The organism is Halobium salinum (assembly GCF_026586625.1).
Classification (GTDB): domain Archaea; phylum Halobacteriota; class Halobacteria; order Halobacteriales; family Haloferacaceae; genus Halobium; species Halobium salinum.
Genome location: NZ_JAODIW010000007.1, coordinates 13,893 through 27,688 on the forward strand (window position 1 = coordinate 13,893; position 13,796 = coordinate 27,688).

Below are 13,796 nucleotides of genomic sequence, written 5' to 3' on the forward strand. Positions count from 1 at the left end.
CAGAGCCTAATGTTTCCATCTCAACCATCGGTTTTAATACTTAATTTCCATAAGTGCTTATGAACACAGTCTGATGCTGGAAACAAGCCGCACCTATCGAGCGAAGGTTGTCAACCACAAACAGGTGAGTGACGACCTCAACCAGTGCGGGTTCTCGGCATCGAAACTGTGGAACGTCGCTCGCTATCATACGCAACAAGAATGGGATGAGACCGGAGAAATTCCGTCTGAAGCCGACCTCAAGCGCGAACTAAAAGACCACGAACGCTACAGTGATCTGCATTCTCAATCAAGTCAGCGCGTTCTCGAAGAACTCGCTGAGGCGTTCAACGGTTGGTTCAAAAAGCGCAAGAACGGCGATACTAACGCAAATCCACCCGGTTACAGAAAGCGAGGCGACAAGCATCCACGTTCCACCGTGACATGGAAGCAGAACGGCATCAAGCACGATTCCAAGCACAACCAACTCCGTCTGAGCAAAGGCTTCAACCTCAAGAACCATCATTCGGACTTCATCCTCTGTGAGTACGAGACACGACCGGACGTAGCTGTGGAGAACATCCAACAGGTTCGAGCCGTGTGGAACGGCGATCGCTGGGAACTCCATCTCGTCTGCAAGGTCCAAATACCCATCGAGGATGCCCCCGGTGACAGGACGGCTGGTATTGACCTTGGAATCAGTAACTACCTCGTCATTGCATACGACGATGGTGATGCTGAGTTGTATCCGGGAAACGTTCTCAAGCAAGACAAACACTACTTTACGCGAGACGAGTACGATACCGCGGGCAAAAACGGGTCGTCACGACGGGCACTCCGCGCTCGGCAAAAGTTGTCTCGGCGGAAAGACCACTTTCTACATGCCCTCGCCAAGCAGATCGTTGAGCAGTGTATAGACCGTGGGATTGGTCGAATCGCTATTGGCGACCTGAGCGAGATTCGAGAGGACAAAAACGGCGATTCCCGAAACTGGGGTCGAAGTGGAAACAAGAAACTCCACGGGTGGGAGTTCGAACGCTTCACTCGTCTCCTCGAATACAAGGCTGAAGAATACGGTATGCTCGTTGATCGTGTTTCAGAGCGAGATACGTCGAAGACGTGTTCGTGCTGTGGTCAAAAGCGTGACGCGAATCGTGTGGAGCGTGGCTTGTACGCCTGTGAGTCGTGCGGAGCGACGATGAATGCGGACGTGAACGGTGCGGTAAACATCCGGAGAAAGATAACTCAGAATCCTCCAACAGGGGATATGAGTAACGGTCGTTTGGCACGGCCAGCAGTTCACTTGTTCAATCAGACCTCGGGGCGTTTCGCACCGAGAGAACAGGTGAATTGCGAACCATAATATCTCAACGCTCGGGAACCTCACGCTTTCGCGCGAGGAGGATGTCAACGCCAAGTGTGTATTAGATCGCGGTCGCATGGTGCCGGGTATCGACAGGTCGCCGGCTAAGACATCAATCTCCTTCATTTGCGGAGAAGTGGGTCGGGAAGCGCAGGACAGTCGTAATCGAAGGCCCTTGTTTAACCAACAAAATTAAGCCGTTGAGCCCCATTTGTTGGTTAAAGTGCTCCCATGTCGTACTCAGAACCAGCGACCCCACCCGAGGTTCCCGGAGAAGTAGCGTCCTCACTCGAGGAGTGTAATGCGGAAACGCTCCGGTCTATCGCCAAGTATGCTGATGCACTCGCGGAGTATCGAGAGCGAGAGACACGGTTGGATGAGGCTGATGAAGACGAACCTCAAGAACGCCCTGAGGATTTACCTGAAGACGTCCCTACCAAAGCCACACTGACTGAGAAGGAGATCAACGGGAATCGATATTACTACTGGCAGTGGAGAGAGGGTGACAAAATCAAATCTCAATACAAGGGACCAGTGAATCCGAGCGAGTAAAGATTAACCAACAGATGCAGAATACTGGCGTGTCTGTTGGTTAACCTTGTGGACTTGTTGCTGCCGATTCCAGTATCAATATCTTCCCGTAGGAGTGGATGTTTTCCGCGTATTTGAGAGAACCAGATTTCGATAGTGACTCGATTCTGAGAGTGGCTGAAACGACCGTAGTTAATCTTAAGATTAATATTCAGATTAGATTTAAGTCGGTTCAGTATGTGGAGCCACTATGAGCGACCAATTCACCGAGGCCCTCGATAAAACAGAGGAGGCACAGGAGACCTATGCGAATCAACTCGGGATCAAGCCAGAGCGAATTCCGTTCACGGCTGAAACACTTCCTGACGCGAGTATTGCGGTGCGTGCGAATCAAGATCTACTCAACGAAGTCGCGAGCCACATCCTGAATCGAGCAGGCCACATCTCGATCATCGATGAACGGGGCGCTGGGAAATCTCACTTCCGTGATCTCGTGTACGATGCTCTTTCAGATGGCCCTCGGAGCGAGGAGTTCCGAGTCGCTCGAATACGCGAAGTGGAGTCCATCACGACACGTCGCTTCTATACACGCCTTCTCGACGAGCTCAGTGAGTACGATGACCTCGAGATTCCAGAGTCGTACCCGCACGCCACAGACGAAGTTCGACAGATCGTCGAGGAGGTTGCCGACCAGCTCGAAGCCCTCGATATCTCGTGTATCATTCAGGTTGACCAACTCGAGGATGCAGCTCGGAATACACGAACCTTCGAGCAGCTACTAGCCGCGTTGCAGAGCGTTGGTGACCTAGGAGAAAGTGAACCCGTATTCATTCTCTTCCTGTTCGGAACGGAGCGTGCTGGTAATCGTATCGACGAACTGCGCGAGACACTCAGTTCGCGACTCGTCGCGAAGGATCGGACGCTGGAACGGTTCGGGTTCGCAGAAACAGAAGAACTCATTGCCAGATGGCTTGCCTGGGCCCGTGAGGAAGAGTACGATTCTGGATATCCGTCCGACCCCTACACGGCGAGTGCCATCGAGACCGTCGTCGAAGTCAGTGATGGGACTCCGCGTAATACTCGACAGAAGTGCTATCATGCATTCCGGGCTGGTGCGCAGCAATTCGCAGCCGAACAAGACGTCCAGATCACGGACGAGACGTTAGACGAATATCTTTAATATTAAGCTTAAGAATAAGAGCGTATGAGCAACGACAATCCATTCGGCGAAGCGATGGATGACGCAGCGGAGGAAAAAGACCGAGTGGACCAGCAAGATTCGTCGGACTTCGATACAGAACCTTACTACGACGCACTCAATACTGGCGTGAAGGACCACACGATAGGCGTCTCCGTAAGCGAAGAAATGCATCAGTTCTGGCGTGAACTCCAGGACACGGATGATGTCGACGTCAATCCGGCCCAGTCCATTCGGAACCACCTCGAGAATCTTGCCCATCGTCACCCGGACGTATTCGAACGAGCTATGCGGAAGCTCGAAATCGATCGGGAGATGTGACCGACGCCCTTAACCAACAAGGCTACCGGAAGACATCTTCGCGTTGGTTAACTGGCGAGGGAGACTCAAATCGTCTTGCAATCGGTGACACGCGGACGGTACGCATCGACCCTGCAGTGACGTAGAATCCGATGAATTGCATTCTAATCGCCAGGATGCGGAGGCTCACCCCTATCGACTTGTTCACCGAGACAACGCGCGTACACAGAGTCACCTCTATCGATTTGTCCAGGGGCGTAGCTAAGGTAGTTCAATCATCGAGATAGACATTCTCGAATTGTAGAATGGAATTGTGAACGGGGGAAGCCGCGGCTGAGGAACGGATTCTGCATATTGCGGTACTGACTTTGCAACCACCCCCTCACCCCTATCGATTTGTTCTCCCGGGAAAGAGCAGCACGGGAGCAGTTCGACACCGATGGAAATAATGAGAGAGACGGTGATCAAGTGTTCTCTCCCATATTTCACGCTTTTATACCACTGTTTTCGGTCTTTTCGAGAGACGAGGGCGATGTAGAACAAATCGATAGAGGAGACTCACCAAGTTCAGAAGCGAGTCTAAGGACTTGTATTGAGGATGTAGAAGCCGACCATACCCACGTTACAGGGACCTGTTTAAGTCAAGAAACGAAGCCAAATCAAGCGACTCCAATTGGTTAGAACAAATCGATAGGGGTGTGTCTACTCTAGCTAGGCTAGTACTAGAACTAGAAGAAAGAAGAATAGATAGAGAGGACAACAACTCATCTAACGAAATATTCGGCTTAGGGGTGGTAACAGCGTGATCGACATCGAGTTACCCCCACCCCTCCTTTGTGGTTAGAACAAATCGATAGGGGTGAGAGGGTGTTCTTCATTTCTCGTGATGTCGTCCAAAGAAAGCCTCACAAACAAATCGTCGGAGGTCAGCGAACAGAACGCTGTAACTCTTTGATTCTATGTCTCTGAGCCTCATAGCGGCAGAAAAGAAATCGACAGGGGAATCTTTTAGTATCCTGATAGAGTGGGGTGGGGTATGCCCACGGATCCTGGTCCCGAGGAAACACCCGAGTCTACGGGTTCCATTAAAGATCTCATCCTCGAGCAGGAAGAAGCCGCGAGTCTCATCAAGAACCGCTCTCTGCTCGAACCGAACGAGATCGTCGACGAGGAACGTATCGTCGGCCGCGACTCCCAGCTCACCGACATCACTCAGCATCTTCGAGTTGCGATTAGTAATGAACGGCCCCCAAACCTCTTCCTCTACGGGCCGTCAGGGACTGGGAAGTCGCTCATCATCAACGCCGTCTGTTCGAACATCCTCGAACTCTGTGAAAGCCGCGACATCAGATTCGGCGTAGTCCAGATGAACTGCCAGAACGTCGGGACTCTCGGTTCTGCCGTTTACGAGTTATCTCGAAAAGTCGCGAACGACGTCGGAGCGACCGTTGAGGTTCCAGAACACGGCATCCCGAACAAGAAGAAATGGCGAGAACTCTATCGTCTAATTAACGAGCACTACGACACAGTCGTCTTCATCCTCGACGAACTCGATATGCTCGTCGGTCGCCGAGATATGGAGGAACCTGCCTTCTCCCGTCTTCTGTACCAGCTTTCTCGTGCTGGGAGTACGGACGAGATTACCGCCCAGGTCTCTGTGACCGCCATCACCAACGACACGAAGATGATGGAGAACGTTGGCAGTCGAGCACTCAGTTCGTTCACACCGGAGGACGTCCACTTCAGCGACTATGACGCCAACCAACTCCGAGAGATTCTCTGGGCACGGGAAGATGCCTTCCACGAGGGCGCACTCAGTAACGACGTGATCCCACTGGCTGCAGCATTTGCGGCCCAAACGAACGGGGACGCACGGAAGGCGATCGATCTAATGCGGACAGCAGGTTCAATCGCCGAAAAAGCAAACGCGGACCAGGTTCGTGAAGAGCACATTCGAGAAGCCCAAGACAAGGTCGAGAAGAACCGCGTTCTGGAGGTAACTCGTGGAATTAGTACCCAGAAGAAGCTCTGTCTCTTCGCGACTGCTGCCGTTGCCCGGGAGACCGGGGGGGCAGCGAAAAGTCCGCTCGGGTATCGAGTATACCAGTATCTAACGGGGACACTTGATGCAGACCAGTATCACCAGGAGACGTACGTGAACAAGATGAAGGAGCTCACGACGTACTCCTTGGTCGAGACTGAGCGAAAAAGTCAGGGCCCGCACTCGGGAAGCTACCTCGAGTTCACGTTTGGGGAGAATCCGAACACGATTATCGAAACGCTTCGAGAAGATTCACGACTGAAAGACGTCCACGTGGATGAACTACGGACGGTGGTGCGGGCTCAGATCAATCAGTAGCTCCTGCTCGGAACAAATCGATAGGGGCGAGGGTGATGCGACGTTCTAGCTCACTCGATATCGAGAACAAGTCGATAGGGGTGTGTCTCTAGGGTTTGGTGGACTCTCACACAACAAATCGATAGAGGTGTCTCTCCTGGCCCCGAGATTCTGGATGACCGGCACCTAATGAAAAATCGATATAAGTCGGTACGCCTGGCGCTCTTGCGCTCAGATTATGCGGACGTGGTGGGGGGTGACGAAGCGTCGTCTCAAATATCCCCGAACAATTTATGCGGACACGGTGGGGGGTGAGGGTTCCTTTCTTACGGTATCCCCAGACCTTCTTCAGAAGATTATGCGGACACAGGGGGGTGTCCCTCTGTATCACTATGCCGGCACAGATCCTCCAGATTGTTCGGAAGCGGGAGCTGAACTTCTTCCGATGGCTGATTACCTAGGTTCCACAACCGTGAACTCCGTCAGATCCAGCTCCCGTGTCTCGGCGAGTTCCCGACGAATATCTGTTCGATCCCACCCGAGCGGGGAGAGAATGCTTTCGACAGCACGGATGAGCTGGATTTCGTAGTACGACGAGTCGTACGTATCGAACTCTTCATGGGCGAGGGCGACACGCTCCCGCGAGGTTTTCTCGTCGTCGACGACCACGTACCTGATATCTTGGCCAGGATGAACTGCGAGGTCTTGGTCGCGAGCACGTTTCAGCGCCGCGACGGTCTGTGTGCTCTGTGTATAGCCTTCGAGTGGTTTTGAGACACGGTTCCGCTCAACGAGCTGCTTCACCGGCACCGTACCAGCATGGAGTGTTTTGATTGCCCGTTTGAGACAGCCGAGGACGGCTCTTGGGGATCGAGTTGCGTCGAGCCGTTCGAGACACTCCCGCTGGACGTTCTCGATGAACGGTGGCGTCGACCGCTGTCGAGCCTCGATGCCACGGATTTTGAACTCGTCTTCGCCAGCGACCTTTCCGAAATACTTCGTCAACGCACCGGCGTCACTCTCGCGTTGGGGTACGAACGCCACCCAGTCGTAGTGAGCTTCGTACTCGAGCCGAATGTCGACTGCTTCGGTGATCTCAGTCGCGAGTTCCGTGAGATTCTCTCGCTGATCGTCGCCGATATCAGGATCTGGTGTCACCCAAATTGAATCGACGATGCCGTGGACGACACGCCAGCCACCGGCTTCGAGGCGTTGCTTTGCCGTCAACAAAATTTCGCGAGCGAACGCGTTGATCGCCTCGTGGCACTCGATTCTCCCATATTTCGCGTTGTTGAATCCTTGATAGCCGAAGCAGGCGACGAGGATCCATTTCAGGGCTCCCGACCGCCCTTCGAGTTCTTCGAGGCGTTCCTCGTCAGGGTCATCGCGTTCTTGTTCGCGACGGATCGCGGCCTTGATCTCGTCACGCGCATCGATGATCGGCTGGAGGACGTCGACGAGATAGCCGCGTTCGTCACAGATCGAATAGCCGAGGTCGGGGACATCGTCGCGGCCGCGATGGCACTCACACCGGATCACGTCGGGCGACACGTTCCTCGTACAGATGATGTTCGGGTACAACGATGAGAAGTCGAGTTCGTGGACGTCCTCGTGTAGGCCGACTTCCGGCGCGAAAATGAACCCACCACGGTCGGCGTCGTGGAGCGTTCCCATCGATTTGTACTCCTCGTGCCGCCAAGAGTTCCACGGGACGAGAACTCCTCGCTTGTGGGCTTCGCAGATCTGGATGGCCGTGAGGATGTTGCCGATCGACGCCCAGGCCGCCTCCTGAATTGGCTTTCGTGACCGGGTTACCAGGTCGAGGACGCCGTCAATGTAAGTCTCGCCAAAGAAGAACGTGTTCGATCGGTCAATGATTGCTCGCCCGGGTACGTTGTAGCGTGCCGGTGAGTGCCCGACGCGGCCGTAGCTCGCATAGGTCGATCGGCTCGCGAGCTGCTGGTAGTCAACATCGGCCCACCGGCTCAGCGAGAAGTCGTCGACGCCGGCGCTGGCAGCCATCCCGTACAGGGTCGGAATGATTTGGCTCGTTGAGCACACGAGGACATCCGGGTCGTGTTGGTCGAGCGCCCCCTGTACTGCCGTCAGGATGTCTACCGGCGGGCCTGTAACCGTATCGCCGTCGACGGACAGTTCAGTGTACACATCGCCGCTTGTCTCCGTAAGCGGGACGCTGAGTCGGAGTGTAGAGAGGTCGCTCGCTGGCGTCGGGTTCACATCGTTCTCGAGACAGTACCTGAACTCTCGTGAGAGGTCGACGTTGAAGCAGGCGAGATCCCCAACCGGGTAGTCGGACAACTGGCGTGCCTGCCGAGCAAGCGATGTGACTCGGTCGATGTGGCTGACGTCAACAGCGAGGACATCCTCGTCGCCGCGACGGAAGCCGGGCCGCCGGGGGACGACCTCGGTCGCGACGACATCGGGGTGACGCTCGTAGACCGTTCGAAGGTTCGTGAGGTCGATATCTACGTCGGGTGAGCGTGGGGCAACGTAGAAACGCGGTGTGTAGTCGTCATGCTCGGTTACAACGGCATCGTCGGCTCCGGTCTCCCATTCGAGGATGCGGCCGTCATCGAGGTAGTCGATTGTGAACGGCATGGCTACTCGTTTCCATCGCGCGGGTCGGCCTCCAGGTCGTATTCGGCTTCGCATGCTTCCTCGAGACCCTCGAGGCGATCTTCGAGGCTTTCGAGTCGTGCTTCCTGTTCGAGATCGATGCTGAGGAGCGCCGGCAGGAACGGGTTCTGGTGATTCAATAGCCCACTTGCGTCGGCGTGCTCGCGAGCGTAGGTGAACAACTGATCGAACCGTGGTTGGTCGCGACGACGAAGCGCACGACGGAAGTCCGCCCACCGGTCTTCGATGGCTCGTAGTGCGTCCCGGTACGTCGGATTGGTCCGCCCCATCGCTATTGGCCTCCAGCACCGACAGTGCCAGTCCACGCATCGAGGAGTGGGTTTGCGGTGAGCGATGCGGTCGATCCGTCGGCCATCACGCCCAGTCCGATGCCGTCGGTGGCATCTGTCGGGGTCGGGGGCGCGGCCGGTTCCAGTCCGACCTGTTTCGCACGAGCACCGAGCAGCTGCCGCCAGTAGGCAAACGTCGTCTGGTAGTACGCGCCGCCGTCGACGGGATAGACGAGCGTTTCGAACTCGTCACCGACGAACCGTGGCCCCATCCGCGTTTGCTCGCACTCTAAGTGGTGCTCAGCCGCCGTGGCGACAGATGCCGTGAACTCATCGGGCTTGGTTCGGGTAACGAGAACCGGGATGTCGTAACCTTCGGCGTAGGTCGCGAGCCGTGCGAGCGTACGCGCTTGGAGTGTCGCTGCATGGGTTTCTCCAAGCGTGTCGTCGGCACGGTATTGCGCGTCGACGACTGGGGCGACGATGAGTGAAGGGGTGTACTGAGCTGTCTCGTCGTCGCGTCCAGAGGACTGGGTATTCGTCGCGTTGGCCTCTGTGGCCGTGGTCTGTTGGACGTGCTGATTTACCGCCCTTGGGAGATCGCAGACCGCTCCATAATGCTGATAGGCAGTGAAGCCCCGCGCAACGTGGATACGGTCGAGCAGCCGTTGGCTAGGCGATATCCGCGCGAGCGCAGTCGTTGTAGCGTGTCCGTTAGCATCGACCCAGAAGGCGGGCCCGTCGTGCATGAGCAAATGGTCGAGGACGATGGACTGGAGTATCGGGACCCCACGGCCACCGTCGATATCTAGGAGCGTGATGCCGTCGTCGAGCGAGGGAAGCAGGATGTTCTCGCCCGGATCGGCTTTGTCGACGAGATTCTGATTCCGATCTGCCCCCCGTGATGGCCGACTTACTGCCAACTGCTTCGACGACGCGCTCGACGTCGACGTGGAGTCTTCGAACATACTCAACTAGATGCCAACCGGCCCGATAAGCCGCGGCGTGTCGTTTCCGCGTTTCAGGAAATAGAGTGGGATCGGGAACTACAGCGGCGCAGTCGCCCGGTTTACCGATTTGAGTTACTATTTCCGAGAACGCTTCCGGAATCGTCAGATCCTATCTTTGCGATTAACCAACGCCAGCGAGTTCTGGGGCCATCTGTTGGTTAAGATATGCCGTATTGCGACCTTCGCGAGTCACAACGTGGCCATACTCATCTCTGCTCACCGTGACATACGTTCAAGCCAGTCCCCCACGAATCTCTGTGTATGTGCGGACGAAATTCCCTTTTCGTCTCTCAGGGTGACCTTGAGACTCGGTTTGATGCTGAGGTTGTCGCCGACGGCGGATACACACCACGCTACAATATCGCTCCGGGCGATGACTTGGAAGTCATCACGAACGAAGCGGACGACGAGATCGACCAGTATCACTGGGGATTGATTCCCTTCTGGGCGGATGAACCTGAAGAAGGGATCATCAACGCTCGTTCAGAGACAGCGGACAAGAAGCGTGTCTTCAAGCGTGCCTGGGAATCCCGCCCCTGTCTCGTCCTCTCGTCGGGGTTCTATGAGTGGAAATCAGCAAATGGTGGCCCGAAGCAGCCGTATCGGATTCATCGAGAAAACGGCCCCGCGTTTGCAATGGCCGGTCTCTGGGACGTGTGGGAGGGCGAAGCGGACACGATTGCGTGTGTGACAATTCTAACGACCGAGCCAAACGACCTGATGGAACCGATCCACAACCGGATGCCTGTCGTTCTGCCGGAAAACGTTGAGTCCGAGTGGCTCTCTGCTGGCCCAGACGCCCGCAAGGAACTCTGTCAGCCCTATCCAGAACACGATTTGGCGGCGTACGAGATTTCGACACGGGTCAACAATCCCGGAAACGACGACCCCACCGTTATCGAATCGCTCGAACACGAGCAATCCGGACTAGGTGAGTTTGGTTCGTAATAGGACGATACAGGCTTATTGAGAAGTGAACGCACTATCTTTCGCTTCTAAAAATTCTTGGAACTCCGGGTCGTTCACCTGCTCTTCGGCGAACTCATCTGTTAGTTCCCATTCGTTCGATCGTGGGCAGTGGTGATCACACCCGTCACAGAACTCACTAGTAAATGAACTGAATAGGCGCTTGAGACTTGCGCCTGTCATACCACCACCATGCTGGCACCACAGCGATTTTGAACCGATAGAAGTAACACCTGTTACTTTTCCAAAGAAACTAGGTTGGTACGCTAAGTGTAAGTGCTCACAATGGCGGTAGTACTCCTCTGGATCCGCATCTTCAACACCTAGCCGGGCTGCGGTAGCCATTGGGTCATAGGATTCTGTGCTTTGGTCACCTTCCATGTCTACGTCAATCCCCTGTACTTCCAAAACGCGTTTAGTCGCTTCTTCGGGGGCTATATCGTCGTAATCGGTTTCTTCAGAATGGTCATACGGGTCCGGCTTTGTGTCAATTTTGTCGAGGAGTTGCTCGGTGTCCTTGACGAGAATACGGTCATCGATCTCTACAGCGAGATCTCTTGCATCCTTGAGGAACTCCTTAGCTGTCTCTGGGTTCAACGTCTGGTAGTGATAGAGACCAACGCTTTTTCGCAGATTAAATTCGGTCTCCGGGTCTGGTATGAAGTCGGCTATCTGGGTGGCTTGTTCCACGAGTGGATGTACGCTATCGGGTATGTCTTGCTCGTTCCTTGGTGAGAGCACATTTACCATGATCCGACTCAACAAGTAGTCAATAATTGGGCTAAGACAGACGGCGTATACGTAGTACTGGTCGTTCTCCCGTAAGTCGGCAAGAGTACGGTTGATTTCTCCAGCAGCGTTTAATTCCCCAGTTAGCAACTCTCGAGACTCTCTATCACGAAGGTAGTCATATTCGGAGACGTTGAACTGGTCAAGATCTTGGATGGAATCCGTAGCGACCATTTCTTCACGTTTCTCGAGGATTACGAACAGACCAGCGACGTGCTTATGAACTCTCGCTAACAGTTCATCTGCTTCTAAGCCAAGGTCCCGTGCAAGTGTCTCAGCTTCATGAGCAAATTCCGCCATCTCCACTGCTTCGTCAGCGTTTGCTGGATTTCGCGTCATCATCTCCATGAACAGAGCTTTGACTTTGGCCTCATCGTCGTGCTCTGATTCAGAGATCTCACTAATCGACTCTTCGGCGGCTTCGAAATCACCACGCTTCAGGTGCTGTCGGGCTTTGAGCAGCAGATGCCCACGGTAGCTAAGACGATCATTGTCAACTTGGCGTTGGAGCTCGGTGAAATCGTCCGGTGTGAATGCTATCCCTTCACCGATATTCATGCCGTACGACTGCTGTCTCGTAATACGGTTTTGTGCTCGCTGTACAGCTGTTTCGAGCCGATCGTGATTGGTAAGGTTACGTGATCGATTTATACGTACTCGAACGGTTGTTTGCTCTCGCCAATTCTTCTCCCTATTCGAGAGCTCATCCCAAACGAACTCTTGCACAACGCACCAATAGATCTCTCCGGAATCGTCGTCGTAAATGGCGAGAAGCACCGGAATTGGCTGTTCTAGATACTGTGTGAGGTGCGTAATTTTCAGATCCGCATGCACGCTGTCGTCGTTTTCGAACCCGGATGACGACTTCAGCTGAATAAACAAGTGCTCCCCGGTGACGTGCTGAAACTCATCGTCTTCTTCTTGCTCGGTTAGATTCACCTCGAAATCTAAACCGAAATCGTTCTCATAGGAATTCACAACGTACTTTTCAAGTTGCAGTTCTAGATGTGCTTCACCCCGTCTATCGAGGCGTTGTTGCTCACTACGCTTTGTCATACTCTGTCTCTTTCCATATTGCCTATTGCATTACTGAGGGAGCCGTCGAATCGACGAGTGAATATTCTCGATCTCGACTCGTACCCTCCGCCTTGAGGAGATTGTACTGTGCCATCTTCGAGAGATACGTCCGGACGGTCCGTTTCGTACGGGGGTCATCAACCTCCGCAGTATAGCGGTCGTGGATGTCACTTGGCCCAAGCGGGCCGTGTTCGCGAACGATGTCGTAGACGATCCGCTGGTGGGGGGTAAGCGAATCGAGGCTCTTCTGCTTTATCTGGGCCCGAGCATCGGTCGCAGCATCGAGGAGAATGTCGTCGGTAATCCTCTCGACATTCTCACGGTCGGCCTTACTGGCCGCCGAGCGTAGAATCCCGATGGCGAGACGGGCGTCACCAGCAGCCGCATCCGCAGTCCGGTAGAGCTGATCGTCGGTGATGACATCTTGGTCGAGGCCCCACTTGGCACGAGCCTGCAGGATGTCATACAGCTGCTCGTCGTGGTAGCTGTCCATTCGGACGTGCTCGCTGGAGCGGAGTCGACTCACAAGGCGGTCGTCGACGCGGCTGAACAGCTCTTGTTCCTGGTTGGCGATACAGATGATTGCAAACTGGGGGAGACTGTGCAAGTCGTAGATGACGCTGGCGTCCTCGAGTTGGTCTGCCTCGTCGAGGATGACGACTCTCCGGGGGCCGTCGTACTGCTGAAGCCGGTCGACCAATTCGTCGTGGGGTGTCGACTGGCGATGAATGTCGATGGTTTCTCCGAGCCCATCGAGAATTTGGTAGAGCGTTCGGAATCGGGTGTAGTTGCGCCAGCAGTTGACGTAGGTGGCTTCGACGTCGAGTACCTCTTCACGGAGGCGTTCGGTGACAAACTGGGAGATGCAGGTTTTCCCGGCACCGCTGGGGCCGGTGACGATAGCAGTGTCGGCAGGCTCCCCGTTCGTGATCGGTTCGAGAACGCTGGAGAGGTGGTTGACCTCCTGGTCGCGATGCTCGACTTCTCTGGGAACAAACCCGGCACGAAGGACGCGAGCATCGCGAATCATGCGGTACTGACAGACTGATTTCTCGTCAAGACTTATAAGCATGACCGGGTCCTTTCCGGAAAGTAGCTAGTGTGGCTTCTAAGAGTCGTGACGACCGTACGCAGTCGAGCGGTTTCCGTCTCTGAACCCGCCTGTTTCCGGAAACTTCCAGAATCACCTTCCATTCCGACGGCTGAGAAATCGAATACCGCTGTGAACTTACGTAGTGCGGCCTGAAGACCGCCTTTCTCCAAATTAGACTCATTCTCGAGCCCCACTCAGACACTCACTTGTCAATCAGCGACACAC

11 protein-coding genes are annotated in these 13,796 nt (G+C 54.7%); 6 read left to right on the forward strand and 5 right to left on the reverse strand.

Annotated elements, in window-relative coordinates; all coding sequences use genetic code 11:
- Positions 1-73: 73 nt before the first annotated feature.
- The 5 genes from N5095_RS11630 (at position 74) to N5095_RS11650 (ending at position 5,730) form a co-directional block, all read left to right on the forward strand.
- On the forward strand, positions 74-1,342 hold the full coding sequence (locus N5095_RS11630; protein ID WP_267623047.1) for an RNA-guided endonuclease InsQ/TnpB family protein: 1,269 nt from the start codon (positions 74-76) through the stop codon (positions 1,340-1,342).
- Positions 1,343-1,573: 231 nt separating this feature from the next.
- Entirely contained in the window at positions 1,574-1,894 is a 321-nt protein-coding gene (locus N5095_RS11635) for a DUF6788 family protein (RefSeq protein ID WP_267623048.1), read from the forward strand.
- A 229-nt stretch (positions 1,895-2,123) separates the two neighbouring features.
- Positions 2,124-3,053, forward strand: coding sequence for a ribonuclease H family protein (locus N5095_RS11640; RefSeq protein ID WP_267623049.1), 930 nt, complete (start codon positions 2,124-2,126; stop codon positions 3,051-3,053).
- Positions 3,054-3,077: 24 nt separating this feature from the next.
- Entirely contained in the window at positions 3,078-3,392 is a 315-nt protein-coding gene (locus N5095_RS11645; RefSeq protein WP_267623050.1) for a hypothetical protein, read from the forward strand.
- Positions 3,393-4,407: 1,015 nt separating this feature from the next.
- Positions 4,408-5,730: an orc1/cdc6 family replication initiation protein gene (locus N5095_RS11650; RefSeq protein ID WP_267623051.1), complete on the forward strand. Its 1,323-nt coding sequence runs from the start codon at positions 4,408-4,410 to the stop codon at positions 5,728-5,730.
- A gap of 432 nt (positions 5,731-6,162) precedes the next feature.
- Here N5095_RS11650 and N5095_RS11655 read toward each other — a convergent pair whose 3' ends face one another.
- The 3 genes from N5095_RS11655 to N5095_RS11665 are packed head-to-tail and all read right to left on the reverse strand — an operon-like array spanning position 6,163 to position 9,604.
- Positions 6,163-8,328, reverse strand: coding sequence for a type B DNA-directed DNA polymerase (locus N5095_RS11655; RefSeq protein WP_267623052.1), 2,166 nt, complete (start codon positions 8,326-8,328; stop codon positions 6,163-6,165).
- A 2-nt stretch (positions 8,329-8,330) separates the two neighbouring features.
- Positions 8,331-8,636 carry a DUF8156 family protein gene (locus N5095_RS11660; protein WP_267623053.1) on the reverse strand — a complete coding sequence of 102 codons (306 nt, stop codon included), beginning with the start codon at positions 8,634-8,636 and terminating at the stop codon, positions 8,331-8,333.
- 2 nt (positions 8,637-8,638) lie between these two features.
- A complete protein-coding gene (locus N5095_RS11665; protein WP_267623054.1) occupies positions 8,639-9,604 on the reverse strand; it encodes a hypothetical protein in 966 nt (321 codons plus the stop codon).
- 303 nt (positions 9,605-9,907) lie between these two features.
- Between N5095_RS11665 and N5095_RS11670 the strand changes: the two genes are divergently transcribed.
- The gene (locus N5095_RS11670; protein ID WP_267623055.1) at positions 9,908-10,594 is read left to right on the forward strand and encodes an SOS response-associated peptidase; all 687 of its coding nucleotides are present in this window, start codon (positions 9,908-9,910) and stop codon (positions 10,592-10,594) included.
- 15 nt (positions 10,595-10,609) lie between these two features.
- Here the strand turns inward: N5095_RS11670 and N5095_RS11675 are convergent, their stop codons facing one another.
- Together N5095_RS11675 and N5095_RS11680 are read right to left on the reverse strand one after the other, a co-directional pair.
- Positions 10,610-12,457: a DUF4365 domain-containing protein gene (locus N5095_RS11675; protein WP_267623056.1), complete on the reverse strand. Its 1,848-nt coding sequence runs from the start codon at positions 12,455-12,457 to the stop codon at positions 10,610-10,612.
- Between the two features lie 22 nt (positions 12,458-12,479).
- The gene (locus N5095_RS11680; protein ID WP_267623057.1) at positions 12,480-13,508 is read right to left on the reverse strand and encodes a Cdc6/Cdc18 family protein; all 1,029 of its coding nucleotides are present in this window, start codon (positions 13,506-13,508) and stop codon (positions 12,480-12,482) included.
- Between the last annotated feature and the right edge of the window lie 288 nt (positions 13,509-13,796).